Origin of the sequence: Exiguobacterium sp. s22 (assembly GCF_018617455.1) — a bacterium.
Classification (GTDB): domain Bacteria; phylum Bacillota; class Bacilli; order Exiguobacteriales; family Exiguobacteriaceae; genus Exiguobacterium.
On record NZ_JACSKD010000008.1, the window covers coordinates 46,004 to 64,611 of the forward strand.

General features: G+C 48.4%; 26 protein-coding genes and 1 riboswitch. Of the genes, 21 read left to right on the forward strand and 5 right to left on the reverse strand.

The annotated features are described in order from the left end of the window. Window positions 1-243: 243 nt before the first annotated feature. Complete coding sequence (locus KNO94_RS12530) at window positions 244-1,140, reverse strand: aldo/keto reductase (RefSeq protein WP_214780190.1); 897 nt, start codon at window positions 1,138-1,140, stop codon at window positions 244-246. A 148-nt stretch (window positions 1,141-1,288) separates the two neighbouring features. Between KNO94_RS12530 and KNO94_RS12535 the strand changes: the two genes are divergently transcribed. The 4 genes from KNO94_RS12535 (at window position 1,289) to KNO94_RS12550 (ending at window position 3,315) form a co-directional block, all read left to right on the forward strand. Continuing rightward, window positions 1,289-1,900 (forward strand): protein kinase family protein, encoded by a 612-nt coding sequence (locus KNO94_RS12535; protein ID WP_214780193.1) that lies wholly within the window; start codon window positions 1,289-1,291, stop codon window positions 1,898-1,900. A 78-nt stretch (window positions 1,901-1,978) separates the two neighbouring features. Beyond that, entirely contained in the window at window positions 1,979-2,308 is a 330-nt protein-coding gene (locus KNO94_RS12540; protein ID WP_214780195.1) for a four-helix bundle copper-binding protein, read from the forward strand. A gap of 89 nt (window positions 2,309-2,397) precedes the next feature. Further along, on the forward strand, window positions 2,398-2,910 hold the full coding sequence (locus KNO94_RS12545) for a GNAT family N-acetyltransferase (RefSeq protein WP_214780197.1): 513 nt from the start codon (window positions 2,398-2,400) through the stop codon (window positions 2,908-2,910). Window positions 2,911-2,976: 66 nt separating this feature from the next. Then, window positions 2,977-3,315 (forward strand): zinc ribbon domain-containing protein YjdM, encoded by a 339-nt coding sequence (locus KNO94_RS12550; RefSeq protein WP_031421951.1) that lies wholly within the window; start codon window positions 2,977-2,979, stop codon window positions 3,313-3,315. Between the two features lie 37 nt (window positions 3,316-3,352). Here the strand turns inward: KNO94_RS12550 and KNO94_RS12555 are convergent, their stop codons facing one another. Further along, window positions 3,353-4,810 (reverse strand): aldehyde dehydrogenase family protein, encoded by a 1,458-nt coding sequence (locus tag KNO94_RS12555; protein WP_214780199.1) that lies wholly within the window; start codon window positions 4,808-4,810, stop codon window positions 3,353-3,355. A gap of 271 nt (window positions 4,811-5,081) precedes the next feature. On the opposite strand from KNO94_RS12555, the gene KNO94_RS12560 reads away from it, so the two are divergent. Together KNO94_RS12560 and KNO94_RS12565 are read left to right on the forward strand one after the other, a co-directional pair. Continuing rightward, entirely contained in the window at window positions 5,082-5,279 is a 198-nt protein-coding gene (locus KNO94_RS12560; RefSeq protein ID WP_214780201.1) for a hypothetical protein, read from the forward strand. 102 nt (window positions 5,280-5,381) lie between these two features. Then, window positions 5,382-6,059, forward strand: a complete 678-nt coding sequence (locus KNO94_RS12565; RefSeq protein WP_214780203.1) for a YjjG family noncanonical pyrimidine nucleotidase — start codon at window positions 5,382-5,384, stop codon at window positions 6,057-6,059. A 2-nt stretch (window positions 6,060-6,061) separates the two neighbouring features. Here KNO94_RS12565 and KNO94_RS12570 read toward each other — a convergent pair whose 3' ends face one another. Continuing rightward, entirely contained in the window at window positions 6,062-6,511 is a 450-nt protein-coding gene (locus tag KNO94_RS12570) for an NUDIX hydrolase (protein WP_214780205.1), read from the reverse strand. A 55-nt stretch (window positions 6,512-6,566) separates the two neighbouring features. Between KNO94_RS12570 and KNO94_RS12575 the strand changes: the two genes are divergently transcribed. From KNO94_RS12575 to KNO94_RS12585, 3 genes are read left to right on the forward strand one after another with little or no spacing between them, the layout of a single operon-like run. Continuing rightward, entirely contained in the window at window positions 6,567-7,169 is a 603-nt protein-coding gene (locus KNO94_RS12575) for a pentapeptide repeat-containing protein (RefSeq protein ID WP_214733931.1), read from the forward strand. Then, window positions 7,166-7,993, forward strand: a complete 828-nt coding sequence (locus KNO94_RS12580) for an aminoglycoside 6-adenylyltransferase (protein WP_214780207.1) — start codon at window positions 7,166-7,168, stop codon at window positions 7,991-7,993. Before KNO94_RS12575 ends, KNO94_RS12580 begins: the two co-directional genes overlap by 4 nt. 50 nt (window positions 7,994-8,043) lie before the next feature. Then, on the forward strand, window positions 8,044-8,196 hold the full coding sequence (locus KNO94_RS12585) for a hypothetical protein (protein WP_214780209.1): 153 nt from the start codon (window positions 8,044-8,046) through the stop codon (window positions 8,194-8,196). 7 nt (window positions 8,197-8,203) lie between these two features. Here KNO94_RS12585 and KNO94_RS12590 read toward each other — a convergent pair whose 3' ends face one another. Next, window positions 8,204-8,608 carry an ion channel gene (locus KNO94_RS12590; RefSeq protein WP_353047853.1) on the reverse strand — a complete coding sequence of 135 codons (405 nt, stop codon included), beginning with the start codon at window positions 8,606-8,608 and terminating at the stop codon, window positions 8,204-8,206. 127 nt (window positions 8,609-8,735) lie between these two features. Beyond that, window positions 8,736-8,840: riboswitch (TPP riboswitch) on the forward strand. Between the two features lie 88 nt (window positions 8,841-8,928). On the opposite strand from KNO94_RS12590, the gene tenA reads away from it, so the two are divergent. From tenA to KNO94_RS12630, 8 genes are all read left to right on the forward strand, one after another. Continuing rightward, window positions 8,929-9,603 carry a thiaminase II gene (gene tenA, locus KNO94_RS12595; RefSeq protein ID WP_214780214.1) on the forward strand — a complete coding sequence of 225 codons (675 nt, stop codon included), beginning with the start codon at window positions 8,929-8,931 and terminating at the stop codon, window positions 9,601-9,603. Further along, a complete protein-coding gene (gene thiM, locus KNO94_RS12600; RefSeq protein WP_214780215.1) occupies window positions 9,600-10,391 on the forward strand; it encodes a hydroxyethylthiazole kinase in 792 nt (263 codons plus the stop codon). Before tenA ends, thiM begins: the two co-directional genes overlap by 4 nt. Further along, window positions 10,388-11,227 (forward strand): bifunctional hydroxymethylpyrimidine kinase/phosphomethylpyrimidine kinase, encoded by an 840-nt coding sequence (gene thiD / locus KNO94_RS12605; RefSeq protein WP_214780217.1) that lies wholly within the window; start codon window positions 10,388-10,390, stop codon window positions 11,225-11,227. Before thiM ends, thiD begins: the two co-directional genes overlap by 4 nt. Continuing rightward, complete coding sequence (thiE, locus tag KNO94_RS12610) at window positions 11,196-11,837, forward strand: thiamine phosphate synthase (protein WP_214780219.1); 642 nt, start codon at window positions 11,196-11,198, stop codon at window positions 11,835-11,837. Before thiD ends, thiE begins: the two co-directional genes overlap by 32 nt. 25 nt (window positions 11,838-11,862) lie before the next feature. Then, complete coding sequence (locus KNO94_RS12615; protein WP_214780221.1) at window positions 11,863-12,501, forward strand: SDR family oxidoreductase; 639 nt, start codon at window positions 11,863-11,865, stop codon at window positions 12,499-12,501. A 110-nt stretch (window positions 12,502-12,611) separates the two neighbouring features. Then, on the forward strand, window positions 12,612-14,177 hold the full coding sequence (locus KNO94_RS12620; RefSeq protein ID WP_214780229.1) for a GGDEF domain-containing protein: 1,566 nt from the start codon (window positions 12,612-12,614) through the stop codon (window positions 14,175-14,177). 42 nt (window positions 14,178-14,219) lie between these two features. Continuing rightward, window positions 14,220-14,669: an OsmC family protein gene (locus KNO94_RS12625; RefSeq protein ID WP_214744902.1), complete on the forward strand. Its 450-nt coding sequence runs from the start codon at window positions 14,220-14,222 to the stop codon at window positions 14,667-14,669. A 62-nt stretch (window positions 14,670-14,731) separates the two neighbouring features. After that, the gene (locus tag KNO94_RS12630; RefSeq protein ID WP_214758042.1) at window positions 14,732-15,175 is read left to right on the forward strand and encodes a GNAT family N-acetyltransferase; all 444 of its coding nucleotides are present in this window, start codon (window positions 14,732-14,734) and stop codon (window positions 15,173-15,175) included. On the opposite strand, the gene KNO94_RS12635 is transcribed toward KNO94_RS12630, so the two are convergent. Beyond that, the gene (locus tag KNO94_RS12635; protein ID WP_214780231.1) at window positions 15,172-15,618 is read right to left on the reverse strand and encodes a DUF4385 domain-containing protein; all 447 of its coding nucleotides are present in this window, start codon (window positions 15,616-15,618) and stop codon (window positions 15,172-15,174) included. The two genes, KNO94_RS12630 and KNO94_RS12635, sit on opposite strands and share 4 nt — an antisense overlap. A gap of 74 nt (window positions 15,619-15,692) precedes the next feature. On the opposite strand from KNO94_RS12635, the gene KNO94_RS12640 reads away from it, so the two are divergent. The 4 genes from KNO94_RS12640 to rbsD all read left to right on the forward strand — a co-directional run bounded on the left by KNO94_RS12640 (window position 15,693) and on the right by rbsD (window position 18,597). Beyond that, window positions 15,693-16,235 carry a GNAT family N-acetyltransferase gene (locus KNO94_RS12640; protein WP_214780233.1) on the forward strand — a complete coding sequence of 181 codons (543 nt, stop codon included), beginning with the start codon at window positions 15,693-15,695 and terminating at the stop codon, window positions 16,233-16,235. Window positions 16,236-16,342: 107 nt separating this feature from the next. After that, window positions 16,343-17,320, forward strand: a complete 978-nt coding sequence (locus KNO94_RS12645; RefSeq protein ID WP_214780235.1) for a LacI family DNA-binding transcriptional regulator — start codon at window positions 16,343-16,345, stop codon at window positions 17,318-17,320. A gap of 3 nt (window positions 17,321-17,323) precedes the next feature. After that, window positions 17,324-18,208, forward strand: a complete 885-nt coding sequence (rbsK, locus tag KNO94_RS12650; protein WP_214780236.1) for a ribokinase — start codon at window positions 17,324-17,326, stop codon at window positions 18,206-18,208. Beyond that, window positions 18,208-18,597: a D-ribose pyranase gene (gene rbsD, locus KNO94_RS12655; protein ID WP_214780238.1), complete on the forward strand. Its 390-nt coding sequence runs from the start codon at window positions 18,208-18,210 to the stop codon at window positions 18,595-18,597. The genes rbsK and rbsD overlap by 1 nt, the downstream gene beginning before the upstream one ends. Window positions 18,598-18,608: the final 11 nt, after the last annotated feature.

The window sequence follows — 18,608 nt, forward strand, 5'->3', positions numbered from 1 at the left end:
CATTTTTTTGTGACTTTAGTCTTAGGAAAATTAATTTGTTATTTCGAAAAAAAATCAAAAAACCCGTTCGACTTGAACTGAACGGGGAGAAAAACCAATTATGTCTTATTTTTACTTTTTGACTCTTTAGCGGTGTCGATTTTTGACGAAAAATCGTTGGTGTCATGCAATTTTAGAAAAAGGTAATTTTTCTTCTAAATTGCTACGTTATAATTCGGTGGGATTTATTTGATGAAGGTCCCTTTAATCGACATCTCGTCCGCGTGCCGCCTTCAAAATTTCAAACCATTCTTCTCGTGTGAGGTCGATTTGAAGAGCATCGACACCTGTCTGAACACGCTCGATTTTTCCTGATCCGATGATTGGCATGATGTTCGCAGGGTGTTTGACGAGCCACGCATATACGATCGAGTCAATCCCGCTCGCGTTGTGACGTGCACGGATTTCCTCAAGTTTTTCACGAAGGGGTGCGTACTGTTCGTCTTTGAAGAGTTGACCTCCAGCAAGCGGGCTCCAAGCCATGAGCGGCATCCGTTTTTCGTGACAAAGGTCGACCGATCCGTCTTCGAAGTGCTTCAATTGCATCGGAGATAGTTCGAGTTGATTCGTCACGAGTTGGAACGGGAGTCGTGATTGGAGCAAGTTCTGTGTCGATGGCACGTGGTTGGATACGCCAAACTCACGTACTTTACCGCTATCACGCAACGTAATGAAAGCCTCGGCCACTTCATCAGGGTTCATGAGTGGGTCTGGACGGTGGATAAGTAACGTATCAATATGATCAATTGCCAACTCTTTTAACGAACGCTCTGCTTGCGCGATGATATGCTCTTTTGTCGTGTCGTAATAATTGAGTGTTTGGTCCGGATTGAACGAACCTGTCAATTTAATTCCGGTCTTTGTGACAATCTCCATCTTGTCTCGGAGTTCAGGCTTTAATTTTATGGCCTCCCCAAACAAGCCTTCACATGTGTAACCGCCATAAATATCCGCATGATCAAATGTCGTGATGCCAAGCTCAAGACATTGTTCGATAAACGTGAGGCGTTCCTGTGGGGTCATGTCCCAATCAGCGAGACGCCACATCCCATGGACGATGCGTGAGAATGATAATTCTTCTGTCAAAGCGATGCGCTGCATTATAACTCCTCCTTAGTTGTCAGTCGCTCTTCATTATACGTCTTACGAGAAAGGACGTCACTTGTCACCAACTCGAGCAGTTTTAACGTCAAATGAGCTTGAATGCGTTATGATGAAAGGGAAGAGAATGAAGGAAGAGGCGTGACGGATGAGTAACTATAAACAATATGCAGATGTCACCTTCGAACGAGTAGGTGACTCGTTTCAGGTAACCGCGATGCACCCAGATCTTCGTTTACATGGCATCGGACGAAGTGCGGCCGTGTTTCGTTTAAAGGAAAAGGATCGTGTTATCAAAGTATTCTTTCCAGGTTATGAACAAATCGCAACTGAAGAAGCGGCAATCTATGAAAAACTAAAGGGGCTCCCTTACTTTCCGAAGTGCTATGAGTCTGGTGCGTCATATATCGTGATGGATTACATCGAAGGAAAGACGCTATTTGAGTGTCTGACGGAAGGCGTCTGGATTGACCCGTCTTACATCGGGGTAGTGGATGAAGCGCTTCGACAAGCGCGGTTGTTAGGACTGACCCCGTCTGATGTCCATTTACGAAACATTATTTTGACCCCGAACGGACAGATATTCTTGATTGATTTGGCACGCTTCAGACAAGGGCAACAAATCGATCATCAGTGGGAAGACTTGAAGCGAATGTATCGATTGTATCGCTATCGTTTCATGCCGAAACAATATGATGAGTCATTGCTGAATCGAATCGCTTACTTGTATCGTAAGTTCGTGAACGACCCGGATTCTTGAACCGGGTCGTTTTTCTTTCGCCGATTAGGGAACAGGAGTAACGTGTCTAAAGTTGAAGAAGCGAAAGGGGAATGATGTATGGCTCATCGAATCTATGCGAACGAACTTGAAGTGCTCCACGAATGTGTGGAAACGTGCAACTACTGTCTAGAATCTTGTTTAGAAGAAAAAGATGTACAGATGATGGTCGATTGTATCCGACTGGATCGCGAATGTGCCGCTGCCTGTGCGTTTCTTGCCGAGGCGATGACGCGTGACTCGGCATTCGTTCCTGAACTCGCGCGAGCGTGTGCGGTCATCTGCAAAGCATGCGCACAGGAGTGTGGAAAACATAAGCACGCACATTGCCAGGAATGTGCGCGTGTCTGTACAGAATGTGCCTCGATGTGTGACCGCTTGGCCGCATGAGTTGAGTGACCGGTTGGGACCGGTCACTTTTTTCGTGTCTTTTGAAGAGGGGATTCGTATAATGAAAAAAACGAAAAGGTGGTATGGGGATGATTCGCAATTGTCGACGAGATGACCTTCAAATGATTTTACATATTTACAATGATGCGATTGTAAACAGTACGGCCGTCTATCACTATCAACCGGTGACGCTCGAGAACAGGGTCGCCTGGTATGAGGAGAAGAAAGAGCAAGACTGTCCGATCATCGTGTGGGTCGAGGATGATGTGGTCATGGGGTTTGCGACGTTCGGGCCATTCCGCCCGTGGCCAGCGTATCACTACACGGTCGAGCATTCCGTATACGTGCATCCCGGTTACCGCGGGAAAGGAATTGGCAACAAACTGTTAAAAGAAATTATCCGTATTGCTGAAGCGAGAGGAATGAAAACGGTGATTGGTGGAATCGACGCGTCGAACGTGACGAGTATTCGTGCCCACGAAAAAGTCGGATTCGTACATTCAGGAACGATTCGAAATGCCGGATATAAGTTTGGCAAATGGCTCGATTTATCGTTTTATCAACTTGATTTAGAAGGTCCTGCATCGCCTACAGAAGAATGAACGGTCTAGAAAGACTGAGCTACCATACGATATACTGGAACGAGTGAATCGAATGGAGGAAATGGAATGACTGAGTATCCGAATTGCCCAAAATGCCAATCATCTTATGTATACGAGGATGGACCGTTGCTCGTATGCCCGGAATGTGCCTATGAATGGTCACCGAGCGAGGCGGCAGAAGCGGAAGCGGCTTCACAAATCAAAGATGCGAACGGAAACCCACTTCAAGACGGAGACACCGTCACCGTGATTAAGGATTTGAAAGTGAAAGGGACCTCGCTTGTCGTCAAACAAGGAACGAAAGTGAAAGGGATTCGACTCGTGGAAGGTGACCATGACATCGATTGTAAAATCGAGGGACTTGGTGCGATGAAACTGAAGTCGGAGTTCGTGAAGAAAATCTAAAAAAGTGTTTCGGCGAGTTGCCGAAACACTTTTTGTATTACGAGAAGAATGGTTTATACTCGCGACGTTCATGCATGATGGACACCCATTGGAGCGTCGTGAACTCTTCGAGTACCCATTCACCGTTGAATCGTCCGAGACCAGAGTTTTTCTCGCCCCCGAACGGCATGTGTGGTTCATCATTGACCGATTGGTCGTTGACGTGAATCATGCCGGTTTCGACTTTCCGTGCAAAATTGGTTGCACGATAAACCGAGCCGTGGACAGCACCGCTCAATCCATACGGTAATTCGTTCGAAAGACGGACAGCCTCTTCGTCATCTTTAAACGAAAGGATGACCGCGACAGGACCGAATATTTCGTTTTTCGCGAGCGGCATGTCATTCGTGACGCCACTGAGGACGGTCGGTTCGAGGACGTTGCCGTCCGCTGTCCCGCCAGTATGAACGGTCGCACCGGCATCAACCGTTTTCTCGATTTGGTCTAAGATGCGATCGACTTGATCGTGGTCGATGAGCGGGCCGACTTGCGTATCTTTTTCATTCGGGTTACCTGCCTTCAACTGTTTAACGCGCTCGACATAACGCTCCACGAACTCGTCATGAATCGATTCGGCGACGAGAATTCGGTTCGTCGACATACAGATTTGTCCTTGGTGGAAGAACTTGCTGTAGACGGCTGATTCGACGGCACGGTCGAGGTCGGCATCATCGAGAACGACAAACACGTTATTCCCACCGAGTTCAAGTGCTGTTTTCTTCAACAAACGACCTGCCTTTTCCGCAATCCCTTGACCAACCTCAGTCGAACCTGTGAACGAGATGAGGCGCGGGATTGGGTGTTCGACGATGGCGTCCCCGATTTCAGACCCCCGTCCGACGACAACGTTGAGCACACCTTTCGGAAGACCTGCTTCTTCGAAGAGGGATGCGAATAGGAGACCACCTGTGACCGGTGTCGCCGTGGCCGGTTTGACGACGGCCGTATTCCCCGTCGCGAGAGCTGTCACGATTGAACGGACAGCCAAGTGGAACGGGAAGTTCCATGGGCTGATGATGCCGATGACCCCAAGTGGTTTGCGATATACCCGGTTCTCTTTATTCGGCACGATCGAAGGTTTGATGAGCCCGTCCATACGGAAAGGGAACGTCGCGGCTTCTTTGACGATGGCCATTGATGCGGCGAACTCACTCTCTGCTTTGATGCGTGTACTACCGGACTCTTTCACGAGCCAGTCGACGATAAAGTCTTTGTTGTCCATCGTCAGCTGGGCAAACTTCTCAATCAACTCACGTCGTGCTTGTGGAAGCATGTCGGCCCAGTCCGTCTGAGATGCTTTGGCTGCTTCATAAGCACGATTCAAGTCCTCTTCATCCGCTGATTGAATCGAGAAGAGCGTCTCGTTCGAGAACGGATTGACGTTGTCGATCGACTTTTCACTTGATCCATTTACCCACTCACCATTGATGTACATGTTCGTAAAATCTGTATGCATATTTGAACACTCCTTTGTTTTTTCTTCACCATAAGAAGTATTCACTTGTTCTAGAAAAATAAACATATCAATGTATTGGATTTGGTAAACTTGAATCAAGTAAATTCAACAAGTTTAGGAGCAGACGATGAAAACTTGCTGTGTGAGTTTATTCCTCTTCGTGCCTTGGGCATTTTTTGTGGCGGCAATGGATTATGTATAGGGTTTTCCATTTGGATATTTGATTGTACCGGTGATCATTTGGTGGGTAACAAAACAATCTTTGAGACATTTGCAAATACGCTTTGTATTAGCTTCCTTGCTTGGATCGTATGGTGTGTCGGTTTATTTGGCCTACTTGTTTGAGAACGATTGGGGATACTTCTTCAAGCCGTTAACGCTCAGTGGGGTCGTTCACGCATGGTCGGTCGCGATATTGATTGGGGTACTCGTGATATTGATTAATTATGGAGCTCAAAAATCAAACTAGTCATCTAATAGACATTGAGAGGGGGATACGTCATATCTCCCTTTTTTGATGTTCGTTTCTACTTCCTGTACAGTTAGACGAAGAGAGGGGTTAGAAAGAGATATGAAACGTTATGAAGCGATTTTATTTGATATTGATGACACGCTATTAGACTTTAAACAAAGTGAACATGTCGCACTTGAGCAGTTACTTGCATCCTACAACGTCCGGATGACGGATGAGGTGAAAGCGCGCTATGTCGACATCAACACGGGCCTATGGCGCGCATTTGAACTCGGCGAAGTGGACCGTGAGGAGGTACTCGTCGGTCGACATACGAAACTGTTCGATTCGCTCGGACTCACGGTCGACGGTCCGCAGGTCGAACAGCAATATCGTGACTATTTACATGCAGGTGTGCATATGGTTGATGGTGCTTTGGAGGTCGTTCAAAAGCTGAGCAACGACTATCCGCTCTATATCGTCACAAACGGTGTGACGGAGACGCAATTCAAACGGCTAGAGTCATCGGGACTATTGCCGTACTTCCAAGATGTCTTCGTATCGGATGCGACCGGTTCGCAAAAACCGATGAAGCCGTTCTTTGACTATGTTTTCGACCGAATCCCGAATGTAGCGCCAGAGAAAGGATTGATTATCGGTGACTCGGTCACGGCAGATATCGCCGGTGGGCGGATGTATGGGTTGGATACGTGTTGGTTCAATCCGAACGAAGTGGCCGCGACGATCGAGTCGACGTATGAGATTCAACATTTACATGAGTTGAAATCGCTACTCTAAGTTCAAGACGGATTGAGTGAATGAGCGGGCAAGCGATTTGGTAGTTGAGCAAGTACTTTCGGATAGAGCGTGACGTCTTGAAGACGGTCAAGCTTTTGCCAACGATAAATCAGGTGATCTCCTTCGGGTCCATAGAAGTCTCCGTCTTGGAGCGGGAGGTCACCATTTACATAAAAGTATAGTCCAATCTCATGAAACGGCTGGTCATTATAGGTAAACAAGTTCTCGTGCACGAAGGCGAATGAGGTATCGGTCACACGCATGTTTAATTCTTCATACAACTCGCGTGCGAGAGCCGCGGCAGCCTCTTCACCGAGCGTGACGCGACCGCCGGGTAATGCCCAAAAGTCATCCCGGACGTTTCGGTGAATCAATACGTGACCGTCTTTCACAAAAATACCGGCAACGCGGTAATTGAAAACGCCGTGTTCAGTAGGGAATACGAGATCCATCTATATCACTTCCAATCATTGTAATCTGTTCTAGTATACCTGAAGGAGGGATCATATGTTTCAACCACATACGCACTATCGAGATGAAGATTTTCGTGACGTGACACTCCGTGACGAAGTGTTGTCACACGTCACGTTCGAGAACTGTCGCTTCACATACGTTGATGCGACGGAACTACAGACGGAACGCTGTCAGTTCATCAACTGTGATTTCACGGATTCGAAATGGAATGCATCCCGTCATGTCGGGAGTTCATTTTTGAACTGTCAGTTTCATGGTGCCAACTTGTTCACGAGTGAGTTTGAACAATGTAAAATGACCGGGTCATCTTTTGAAGAAAGTCAGTTTGAAGGTGTTCTTGTAACAGAGGGGGACTGGTCGTTCGTCAACCTTCGTCACGTGTCGCTCAAAAAAATGGATTGGTCCCACGTTCGTTTGGTCGAGGCGGACCTGTATGGAACGGACTTGACCGAGACGGTGTGGCATCAGGCGGACTTGTCACGGGCGACACTTCAACATGCGGTGTGCCGTGGTGCCGACTTCAGAGGGGCACTCGTCGACGGGGTTGATTTTTCGAACGTGACGTTACAACAAACAAAACTAGACGCGATGCAGGCGATTCAAGTCGCGCGCTCATTGGGGGCGATTGTAGAATGAAACCAGAACAAATCATTGAACAGTTAATCGCGTTCGCAAAAGAACGTGAGCACATTCGAACGGTCGTCTTGAACGGCTCACTCGTCAATCCGAACATCCGACCAGACCCGTACCAGGATGTCGACCTTGCCTTTTATGTGGAAGACGTCCGAGCGGTTGCGGCCGATCGCTCATGGATTGACACATGTGGAGAGGTATTAATCATGCAGACACCTGAAACGACTGATTCCGAACGACATATAACGTTTTTAGTGCAATATGTGGACGGACATCGGATTGATTTGACGATTCGAAGTGTGGATCAACTTGAAAGGATGATTGAAGCCGACTCGCTCAGTCAAATAATCTTTGACCGAGATCATCATCCGGTCGTCACGCCGTCAGACATGTCGTATCGTGTGAAACGTCCGTCTGCTGACGAGTATGCGGCATGTTGGAATGAGTTTTGGTGGGTGTCACTTTATGTTGTCAAAGGAATCAAGCGACACCAGGTGTTATACGCGCTCGACCACCTCGATATCATGCGGAACATGCTCCGGCAGATGATGGAATGGAACATCGGCTATGCGACGAACTTTTCTGTGAATCTTGGGAAATCGGGCGACGGGATGCGCGACCACTTGCCAGAAGAATTGTGGGAGATGCTCACGGCGACGTATGCCTCGGCTGAGCTGAGCGCGATCGAAGACACACATGACCGCCTGCAATCACTCTTCTTCTTTTGCGCGCAGCGTGTCGCGGAACAAGGTGATTTCGTCTTCCGGGAAGAAGAAGCCAGACGCGTCCGTGCCGCATGTGCTACACTTCGACATTCAAACGATTAATGACGGCGAGAGCCGGGAAACGCTCCTTATAGAGAAAGGAGCGTTTTTTCATGAATCCATATACGACATTTATTGCCCTACTTGTCGGAAGTCTGGTCCTCTTTGTCGGTATTCGTTTAAAGAAATGGCCAATCATTTTGGTTGCGATGCTTCCCCTCGGTCTCGTCGCATTGAATATGTTTTTGCTTATCACGGGGCGCTAGGGCATGTTCACTTGTCTTTTTGATAAATCGATTTGATAAAGAAAGCACTCGGTAACAAAATACCGATAGCGCCCTCGAGGATGGCGAATAATCGGGTCAATCCGATTGGTAACAAATCACCAAACCCGATGGACAGTAAAGTGACACCGCTAAAATACAATAAATTGTCCCACGTTGGTTCGACGGCATTCATGGATTCGAGTGAAGTCACGAGAATGACTGAATCACGAGACAAAGCATAATAAATCAATGTGAATCCTAACATGACACCAAATAGGCTAACGAACAACTGAGCGAACAATCTCCCGTCAAATCCTGTTTGCTTGTACGTTTGACGTTTGAAAAACCAAAATACGTTTAAACTGATGAAGAGTAATGCAATGGTTAATAAAATCGTATTCAATCCGGACACATCCTTTTCAAGTAAATAGGTTCACTTACCCATTCCCGAAGCAGAAAATGAGAAACAGAATCGGAAAAGGTTTGCAATTGATAAAAAGATTGATAGAATGTGGTCGAAGACGACTGAATTTCATAATGTTTGCCACTAGGGGAGTCGCGTCACGCGGCTGAGATGGACACGGTCCAGACCCTTCGAACCTGATCTAGTTCACGCTAGCGTAGGGAAGTGGGCGAGACGACTCATATGGCTTCACCTAGATATGACTGTTCGAGACGCCGCTTCCGTTATGGGAGGCGGCGTCTTTTTGACTATCATAAGGGGGAATTTAGATGAAATTCACAGATCACTTACGTCAAGAGGCAGATGGATTGTTTGAAGCAAGCTTTCATCACCCATTTGTTCGTTCACTCGGAGAAGGAACGCTCGATGTGAAGAAATTCAGACATTACGTCATGCAAGACTCATACTATTTGAATCAGTTTTCAAGAGTACAGGCCAAAGGAGCAACCCTCGCACCGACGATGGAGTTATCGAGCCGCTTTTTAACGCATGCCTTACACACAATCGAAGCGGAACTCTCACTCCATCGAGAGTTCTTTACGATGCTTAACGTGACGGATGTCGAATTGGCGACCTTTGAACCGGCCCCGACCGCTTATGCGTATGCGCTCCATATGCAGCAGGCAGGCCCGACACTCGGAGACGTATTGGCGTCGATTCTTCCATGCTACTGGGTGTATTACGAGATTGGCGAACGTCTGAAAGACAAGCGTCCGGACCATCCGATTTATTCGGCCTGGATTGCGACGTACGGTTCAGAGTGGTTCCGTGAATTGGTGGAAGAACAAATCGATCGATTGGATGAACTGGCTGGTCAGGCGACGGAGGAGGAGCGCGTACGTTATACGAAACTGTTCTTGAAGAGTTGCTATTACGAAGTCGCCTTTTGGGAAATGGCGTGGACGCTTGAGTCGTGGACCTTGTCGCAGGAGGTCAACCAATGAGACATGAGATTTGGAACGAGGTTCGACAACAGGCTCCGTTGATCCACAACATCACAAACACGGTTGTGGCGAATTTTTCGGCGAATGGACTGCTCGCAATCGGCGCCTCTCCAGTGATGGCAGACGCGATTGAAGAAGTAGCAGAGATGACATTCGTGAGCGATGCGCTCGTGTTAAATATCGGGACACTTGGAACAATGACCGAAGCAACGATGATTCGAGCAGGGCAGGCGGCGAATGAAGCCGGATGTCCCATTGTCCTCGACCCAGTCGGAGTCGGAGCGACGTCATTTCGACGAGATGTGGTCGAACGCATTTTGCGTCACGTTCGTGTGTCGGTCATTCGAGGAAATGCAGGAGAGATTGCGACATTGATTGGTGTCGATTGGGCGGCTCGTGGCGTCGATGCGGGTGACGGTGCATGTGAACCGCGACAATTGGCGCTTGAAGCGGCGAAACGATACGGATGTGTCGTGGCCGTGACTGGAAAAGAAGATATGGTCAGTGATGGGAGTGTCGTCATGGAAATACGAGGCGGGACGAAACGGATGACTGAGACGACCGGTACGGGGTGTTTACTCAGTGCAGTGGTCGGAGCTTGTCTAGCGGTCGAAAAAAATGCCCTCAAAGCGACAGTGACCGCCATGTCAGGCTATGCCTACTGCGGGGAGTTAGCGAGTGAACGGGCAGAAGGACCGGGAGACTTCCCGATTCACTTTTTAAATGCGCTCCATCAATTGAAGCAACATGCCATCCCGACGAATCGAATCGAGGTGTCGACATCATGAGACCGCAAGTGTTGACGATTGCAGGATCTGACTCAGGGGGCGGAGCTGGGGTTCAAGCCGATCTCAAAACATTTCAAGAACTCGGTGTGTTCGGGACGAGCGTGATTACTGCCATCACCGCGCAAAATACACTTGGTGTTCATGGAATCGAGGCGATTTCCACGGAAATGATTATCCAACAAATTGATGCGGTAGCGGATGATTTTAACATCACTGCCTGTAAAACCGGGATGTTGGTGGATGCAGAGCGGATTGAAGAGATAGCGAATGCGCTTGAACGTCACCGTTTCGAGCATGTGGTGGTCGACCCAGTCATGGTGGCAAAAGGAGGCGCTTCTTTGTTACAAGAAAGTGCGGTCGAAGCACTGCGCACGAAGCTGCTACCACAGGCGACAGTCGTGACCCCGAATATTCCTGAAGCAGAAGTACTTGCTGGAATGACAATTCGAACCGAGGCAGACCGCATGAAAGCCGCGCAGGCGATTCAGCATCTCGGCGTCGATGTCGTCATTATTAAAGGTGGGCACACGGAAGAAGAGGATGCTGTTGATTTAATCATGACTGGAACTGAAGCGTTTCAAGTAAAGGCCCCTCGAATCCAGACGAAAGATACGCACGGGACGGGATGTACGTTCTCTGCCGCATTGACGGCCGAACTAGCGTATGGGAAGACACTACGCCAAGCCGTCGTAGATGCGAAGCAGTTTATTCATCAGGCGATTGCACATGGACTATCGCTTGGACAGGGGCATGGACCGACGAATCATTGGGGACATCGTTTAGCGAAAGAAGAGGTGATTACCGTTGACGTCATGTACGAAACAAGTGCTCGCTAAGCAGCTTCGCCTTTACTTTGTGTGTGGAACGACGGACGCATCTGATTTGGTAGCGACCGTCAAAACGGCTCTTCGATGTGGTGTGACATGTTTTCAATTTCGCGAAAAAGGTAAAGATGCATTGTATGGAGATGAAAAAGAAGCAATGGCAAGGACGCTCCACCGTCTGTGTCGAGAAGCGGGTGTTCCGTTCATCGTCAATGACGACGTCGACTTGGCGCTCGCGATTGACGCGGATGGCATCCACGTTGGACAGGATGACTTACCTGCCAAACAGGTTCGAGAACGGCTAGGACCAGATAAATGGTTGGGGGTGTCTGTCCATACGATGGAGGAAGTCAGAACGGCTCTTCCATTTGCAGATTATGTCGGCATCGGTCCGATTCATGAGACGCAAAGTAAGTTGGATGCAGGACAAGTGCGTGGTACGGAACTGATTCAACAAGTTCGCCGACACCACCCAATGCTTCCGATTGTGGGGATCGGGGGCATTCGTCCAGAGCATGTCCCTGCTATTATGGCTGACGGGGCTGACGGTGTTGCCGTCATCTCTGCCATCGCTTCTGCACCGGATGTAGCAACGGCTACCCGGCGTTTCGCTTGTCTCTGAATTCAATTTTTGAGGAGGAAGACAGATGAACGTATTTGTTATCGGTGCAAACGGTCAGATTGGCCGTCAGTTTGTCGAAAAATTACACAATGAAGGGAAGCATCACGTCACAGCGATGGTTCGTAAAGAAGAGCAGCTCGAGGATTTCAAGTCAAAAGGATACAACGCGGTACTCGGTGACCTTGAAGGTTCGGTAGAAGATTTACAGAAAGCCATCGATGGAATGGACGTCATCGTGTTCGCGGCTGGTTCTGGTGGAAGTACCGGCGCAGACAAGACGCTCTTGATTGACCTAGACGGTGCAGCAAAGAGTATCGAGGCGGCACAAGCGAACGGGAACATCAAACACTTCGTCATGGTCAGTGCCTTGAAAGCAGAGAATCGCTCGGCTTGGCCAGATTCGATGAAACCGTACTACGTAGCGAAGCATCATGCCGACCGTTTACTCGAACAGAGTGGACTCACGTATACGATTGTACGTCCGGGTGCATTGACAGATGATGCAGGAACGGGCAAAGTGAACACGCAATTCGAGGGAAGTGGAGAGATTCCACGCGAAGACGTGGCATCATTCTTGGTGCATGTCCTCCATAACCATGCAAATGCGCAGAACAAAGCGATTGATTTGATCAAAGGGGATACCCCAATCGAAGAAACGTTATAATGTGTCGAATGAAGAACGGGATGTGGTTCATCCCGTTTTTTGTCGCGTTAAAGAGGGAAAAGTCAGCAGAATAGCGAAATGAAGAATATGAATAGGTGAGGAGGTTCCGCATGACCGAGATGTTCATTTATCTGGCGGTCTATTTGTTGCCGTCATTTTTACTCGGCTTTTTAGCACTCGATGTCTTTCAACGAAATCCGAATAAAGTCGAGCATCGTTTGCTGAGCCTGTTTGTGTTTGGCTATTCGATGCTTTTCTTAGCGGAATTCGTTCGCCATCTTTCTCCGATTGAATATAGTCCGGCACTCATTGCCTATTGGTTTGGGAACGCCGGGATTTTCATTTTTATCTTCTCTGTTCATTTCATATTGAGCATCACAGGCGTCGGCGCGAAGGCACCGAAGTGGCTCTATCCATGGGTCGTGTACTTACCTCTGATTCCCGTTATATTGACGTATATCCGGCGAGAGAACATCATCAACAGTCAACAGTTTGAGCAAGTGGGGATATGGATTTATCCCGAGTTCAATTCATCGTATTTGATTACGTTGACCGTCGGTAACATCTTTCACATCTTGATCATCGGGCTCATTTTTTATGCCCTCAAACGTGCAGAACGAAGTGAGCACCAACGCGTGTTGCGCATGCTCTTTTGGACGGCGAATGTCGTATTGTTGTGGGATGTTGTCTTCGGTTATTTTCAATTCCGCGGGTTCATTCCGCCGTACTCTTATATGTATGGAGGACTCGTTTGGGCAGTCGCGTTGGTCATCGCGATGAATCGTTTAGATTTCTTGACCTCTTACGTGAAACGATTTGGGACACTGTATAACTTGAATCCATCTGCCATCTTATTGATTGATCCCGATGGAAAAGTGGAAAGTGCGAATCCTGCTGCGCGAACATTGTTTCATACGGTCCGTGTCGTGAATGAACGCTTCGTCGATTTGTTGCCAGAAAAGAAAAAGATGGAGTGGATGGAGCACTACAGTCAACACTTTCGGACACGGAAAAAGTTTTTAGAGTTCGAAACGAAGATTGTGACGAAATCCGGCCAAGAACGGTATGTCGTCATTGATGGGGACTTCGTCGATATCGACCGCACGATTCACGGGATGATCATCATTCGGGATGTTCACTCGTTTAAAGAAGCCGAGCAAACAATCCGTTTCTTCGCTTATCATGACCCACTGACGAAGTTGGCCAACCGACGTGCATTTTATGAACGGGCAGACCATGCGTTGCTTAGTTCCTCGAGGCTGTCGTTATTGATTATTGATTTGGACGGTTTCAAAGCGGTCAATGATACGTATGGTCACCAAGAGGGCGATCATTTCTTAACGCATTTAGGTGGATTGTTAGAAGCATCAACGCGAGATGTCGGCTTGGCTTCCCGTGTTGGAGGCGATGAGTTTTATATCTACTTAGTCGATCTGACGGAATCTGAAGTGCTCGCATTTATTCATAAACTTCAGATGACGTTAAATCAAAACCCGTACCAAACGTCCGATGTGTCGATTCCGATTCGGGCGAGTATTGGGGTCAGTCATGCGCCGGACCAAGGGACGGACTTGGATACGCTCATTCACAAAGCGGACCAAGCGATGTACCAAATCAAGCAAGACGGGAAAAATGACTATGCGATTTATGACGAGGCGTTACATGGTCCGAAATAAAGGGAAAATAGAAGTGTTTGATTATGGAGAGGAGGATGGAACATGTCAGAAAGACCGTTAGTGACGATGCGCGCCGAGGGAGAAGCGGGAGGCGTCAAGACGACTGTACGTGTAGGTGAGCATACCCCATTTATCGTAGATGAGCCGGAACGACTCGGTGGAACGAACAAAGGTCCGAACCCGCTTGAGTATCTTCTCGGTGCGTTATCGTCTTGCACGACCATCATGATTGCTTATGTCGCACAGGACTTGAACTTTGATTACGAGGGTGTCCATTTTGTGACGGAAGGGACACTCGATCCGAGAGGGTTCCAAGGGATGGAAGGTGTCCGAACTTACTTTGAGTCAGTTCAGATGAAGATCGTATTGGATACGACTGAATCGGATGAGCGAATTGCCGAATTACGAAAAGGTGTCGAGGCACGTTGTCCGATTCATAATCTGATGCATGCAGCAGACGTGGCGATGACGGCAGAATGGACTCGAAAATAAGGATGAGGGCGACCTCATCTTTTTTACATAGGAAGTAAGAAAAGAATACGGAGGGAAGACGCATGCATCACCGACCGATGACGCGTGAATGGGCAGGTCAAATTCAAGAATGGACGTACGGAGCTCCTTATGACTTTTATAATCAACCGCCTTCTGAAGAGGGAGTCGCCGAGTTGATGACGTATCAGGCGATTGTAGAGGAGCATGAGCTGATTGGATTTTATTGCATCGGTTCCCCGGCTCAAGTGCCCAATTCGACATATCCATATTCGTCAGATTTCACGGACATCGGATTGGGGATGCGACCTGATTTGACGGGACAAGGATATGGAAAATCGTTTGTGACATACGTCATGGAGAGAGCGATGGAACGGAGAAAACCGCTTCGCTTGACTGTCGCCTCCTTCAACGAACGAGCGATTCATCTATACGAAACGGTTGGATTTCGTACTATCACATCGTTCGAGCGAAATGAGATTCCGTTTCAAGTGATGGTACGCGATTAACCATATTTTTTCTGATGTGCCTTTTTACGTCGCAAATAATCCTCATCGGCACGAAGTTGATCCCAATTCGTTTTAAAGATGCGGGCAGACTCTGCCTTCTCTTCGTCGATTTCGCGCTCATGGATGTCACCATCTTCTTTATATTTACGACCGCCTTTATAATTGGCATAGCGTCGGGCTCGTGTGTACCCCATTTGGATGAACTTTCGGGACATGTCCATCCCGACGAAATCGTCGTTCGCACGATACGCTTCAAACAATTCCATGATTTCTTCGGCAGATTGCTTCGCAATCTCGGGCGTCTTGAATCGCCAATGGGGCAAAATCTCACTTTTATACGGCTCAACGAGTAGTACCCCTTGTTCGCCACGACCGACCCGGTACAGTTCGGGTTGTTTTCGGAAGTCGATTTCATCAAAATTTAAATCATAGTCAAATGGCATGTTCATTCCTCCTCGCCTAACGTTTCCCATTAGGTCGGTCGAGGAAACAACTTGAAGGAAAAGGATGGGTTGATATGATCAAGATGGAGACAGAACGGTTGGTCTTAAGAGCATTTACATTAGAGGATGCAGAGGATATGTATCATTATGCAAAAGATGAGCGAGTCGGACCGATGGCCGGTTGGGCACCTCATGAATCGATTGACGAAACAAGGGACGTCATTCAACTGTTTATCGAGGAAAAAGACGTGTGGGCTATCGTCTTGAAAGAGACCGGGCAAGTGATCGGTAGCATCGGATTACACGACCGAAGACCAGACCCGTCGATTCAACATGATGCACAGCGTGAGATCGGTTATGTGCTCAGTCCAGATTTTTGGGGAAATGGTTACGTGCCAGAAGCCGTTCAGGCGATGATTCGATTCGGATTTGAAGCGTTAGGACTAGAACGGATTTGGTGCGGATACTTCAGCTTCAATGACCAATCGCGACGCGTCGTTGAGAAGTGTGGGTTCACTTATGCGTTCACGAAAACACAAGAATTGACCCGACTCGACGGACGAACGGTAGAAAACCTCGTCCATGTCCAATTAAATCCGACGTTCTCTACACATTGAAGCATGATTTCAATGTGTTTTTTCATGAAATCATAAAAATCCCTTGATATGTAACCGGTTACACATTAAGATGATTTTGTAAGCGTTTCCAGAACGGAGGATGTCAAATGACGACCATCAAACAAGTAGCAAAACATGCGAACGTCTCAGTGGCGACCGTATCACGCGTCATGAATAAAAGCGGATATGTGAGCGAAGAGGCGAAAGAAGCAGTCGAAAAGGCGATTTCGGAACTGAACTACGCACCAAACCGAGTCGCACGTTCGCTCTATAAAAAATCGTCGAACTTGATTGGACTCATCATGCCAGACATCACGAACCCGTTCTTTCCACAGCTGGCTCGGGCAATTGAAGATGTCGCCAATCAGCATGGGTACCAAGTCGTTTTGTGTAACACGGACGAACAACTGGAAAAAGAACAGACGTATTTAGTCGCCTTGCAAACGATGCATGTCGACGGTTTGATTATCACGACGAATCATTCGCATAATCCGAATTATGAGACGTTGGATTTACCAATGGTCGCGCTTGACCGAATCGTCAAAGCAGGAATCGATGCGGTTATATCGGACGGATATGAGGGTGGGAAGTTGGCGGCCGACACGTTGATACAGCGTGGGGCGATGCGACTTGCACATATTGCCGGACCCGATCATCTTAAAACGGTCAAGCGTCGAACCGAAGGATTTGTCGAGGTGGCCGGCGATCGACTCGTCGGGATGACCGAGTCTACGTTCACATTTAAAGATGCATTGAAAGCATCACAAGAGCTATTCGACCATGCTTGGCCGTTTGATGGCATCTTCGCAGCGAACGATGTGATTGCAGCCGCGGTGTTGCAGGAAGCCGTTCGTCGGAACATTCGTGTCCCAGAAGAACTACAGGTCATTGGGTATGACGGAATCGAGCTAGGCGAGATGACGTCCCCGCCACTGACGACCATCGTGCAACCCATCTACGAGATGGGTCGAGTCGCGACCGAGCGATTGCTAGATTTGATTGAGAAGAAAGATACACGACCAAAAGAGATGTTATTACCGGTCGCATTGTTAGAGAGACAAACGACAAAGCGGAAGGAGAGATAAAGAATGAAACGCATTGTTGTCATTGGCAGTATATCGATGGACCTTGTCGTCACGTCCGACAAACGTCCGCAAGCAGGGGAAACCGTCATCGGCGAGTCGTTCCGTACCGTTCCAGGGGGGAAAGGCGCGAACCAGGCAGTCGCTGCTTCTAAATTAGGGAGTGCAGTTCAGATGGTCGGTTGTGTAGGGGACGACCCGTTCGGTCAACAGGTTGTTGAAAATTTTAAACAGAATGGCGTCGATGTTTCGCACGTTCAGGTCGTACCGAATGAAGTGACGGGTACAGCCCATATCGTATTGGCTGAAGAAGATAATTCAATTGTCGTCGTCCAATCGGCGAACAAGCAAGTTATCTTCACGGACGAGGAACTGGATCATCTTCTCGACGAGCAGGCGTTCGTGCTCCTGCAACTCGAAATTCCAATCGAGACGGTAAAACAAGTGACCTCTTACTGTAAAGCGAAAGGAATCCCAGTGCTGCTCAATCCGGCACCTTCTCAGCAGCTTCCATCAGAAGTGATTGAAGACGTCACATACTTGACGCCGAACGAACATGAGTGCCGTGACTTATTCAACGGAATATCCGTAGATGATGTTCTCAAACGCTATCCGAACAAGTTACTCGTCACGGAAGGCGTCCATGGTGTTCGATTCCACGACGGACGAAACGTGCGGCATGTGCCGGCCATCCGAGCAAACGTCGTCGACACAACAGGAGCTGGTGACACGTTCAACGGTGCACTCGCTGTCTCCCTCATCGAACAAGATGATTTGGAGACGGCCGTACGGTTTGCCGTGGTTGCATCCGGCATGAGCGTCGAAGGCTTTGGGGCACAAGGTGGTATGCCGACACGGCAAGACGTACAACAACGATTGGAGCGCGTGTGATGAAAAAACAAGGAATTTTGAATAGCCATCTAGCAAAGGTCTTTGCCGACCTCGGGCATACGGATCGCGTCGTCATCGCCGATTGCGGGTTACCGATTCCAGACGGGGTCAAGCGGGTCGACCTCAGTCTCCGCATCGGCGACCCTTCCTTTCTTGAGGTGCTCGATGTAGTCGAATCGGATTTGATCGTAGAGCGCATCACAATTGCCGAGGAAATCCTCACACATAATCCGACGATTGCGGATTCACTGAAAGAACGATACGCGAGCATCGACATGTGTTCACATGAAGACTTCAAACGAGAGGTCGCAAAAGCGAAAGTGGTCATTCGAACTGGAGAAGCGACACCTTACGCCAACGTCACCTTACACGCTGGGGTCATTTTTTAAGGGGGGATTCG

Excerpts from the sequence above, each read along its gene's own strand:
- thiD (WP_214780217.1), top strand. The coding sequence starts at position 10,388 with ATGAGACCGCAAGTGTTGACGATTGCAGGATCTGACTCAGGGGGCGGA.
- KNO94_RS12570 (WP_214780205.1), bottom strand. The coding sequence starts at position 6,511 with ATGGATCTCGTATTCCCTACTGAACACGGCGTTTTCAATTACCGCGTT.
- KNO94_RS12585 (WP_214780209.1), top strand. The coding sequence starts at position 8,044 with ATGAATCCATATACGACATTTATTGCCCTACTTGTCGGAAGTCTGGTC.
- rbsK (WP_214780236.1), top strand. The coding sequence starts at position 17,324 with ATGAAACGCATTGTTGTCATTGGCAGTATATCGATGGACCTTGTCGTC.
- KNO94_RS12630 (WP_214758042.1), top strand. The coding sequence starts at position 14,732 with ATGCATCACCGACCGATGACGCGTGAATGGGCAGGTCAAATTCAAGAA.
- KNO94_RS12625 (WP_214744902.1), top strand. The coding sequence starts at position 14,220 with ATGTCAGAAAGACCGTTAGTGACGATGCGCGCCGAGGGAGAAGCGGGA.
- KNO94_RS12545 (WP_214780197.1), top strand. The coding sequence starts at position 2,398 with ATGATTCGCAATTGTCGACGAGATGACCTTCAAATGATTTTACATATT.
- KNO94_RS12550 (WP_031421951.1), top strand. The coding sequence starts at position 2,977 with ATGACTGAGTATCCGAATTGCCCAAAATGCCAATCATCTTATGTATAC.
- KNO94_RS12615 (WP_214780221.1), top strand. The coding sequence starts at position 11,863 with ATGAACGTATTTGTTATCGGTGCAAACGGTCAGATTGGCCGTCAGTTT.
- KNO94_RS12565 (WP_214780203.1), top strand. The coding sequence starts at position 5,382 with ATGAAACGTTATGAAGCGATTTTATTTGATATTGATGACACGCTATTA.
- KNO94_RS12530 (WP_214780190.1), bottom strand. The coding sequence starts at position 1,140 with ATGCAGCGCATCGCTTTGACAGAAGAATTATCATTCTCACGCATCGTC.
- KNO94_RS12635 (WP_214780231.1), bottom strand. The coding sequence starts at position 15,618 with ATGCCATTTGACTATGATTTAAATTTTGATGAAATCGACTTCCGAAAA.
- KNO94_RS12580 (WP_214780207.1), top strand. The coding sequence starts at position 7,166 with ATGAAACCAGAACAAATCATTGAACAGTTAATCGCGTTCGCAAAAGAA.
- KNO94_RS12540 (WP_214780195.1), top strand. The coding sequence starts at position 1,979 with ATGGCTCATCGAATCTATGCGAACGAACTTGAAGTGCTCCACGAATGT.
- KNO94_RS12640 (WP_214780233.1), top strand. The coding sequence starts at position 15,693 with ATGATCAAGATGGAGACAGAACGGTTGGTCTTAAGAGCATTTACATTA.
- KNO94_RS12645 (WP_214780235.1), top strand. The coding sequence starts at position 16,343 with ATGACGACCATCAAACAAGTAGCAAAACATGCGAACGTCTCAGTGGCG.
- rbsD (WP_214780238.1), top strand. The coding sequence starts at position 18,208 with ATGAAAAAACAAGGAATTTTGAATAGCCATCTAGCAAAGGTCTTTGCC.
- KNO94_RS12620 (WP_214780229.1), top strand. The coding sequence starts at position 12,612 with ATGACCGAGATGTTCATTTATCTGGCGGTCTATTTGTTGCCGTCATTT.
- KNO94_RS12555 (WP_214780199.1), bottom strand. The coding sequence starts at position 4,810 with ATGCATACAGATTTTACGAACATGTACATCAATGGTGAGTGGGTAAAT.
- KNO94_RS12535 (WP_214780193.1), top strand. The coding sequence starts at position 1,289 with ATGAGTAACTATAAACAATATGCAGATGTCACCTTCGAACGAGTAGGT.
- KNO94_RS12575 (WP_214733931.1), top strand. The coding sequence starts at position 6,567 with ATGTTTCAACCACATACGCACTATCGAGATGAAGATTTTCGTGACGTG.
- tenA (WP_214780214.1), top strand. The coding sequence starts at position 8,929 with ATGAAATTCACAGATCACTTACGTCAAGAGGCAGATGGATTGTTTGAA.
- thiM (WP_214780215.1), top strand. The coding sequence starts at position 9,600 with ATGAGACATGAGATTTGGAACGAGGTTCGACAACAGGCTCCGTTGATC.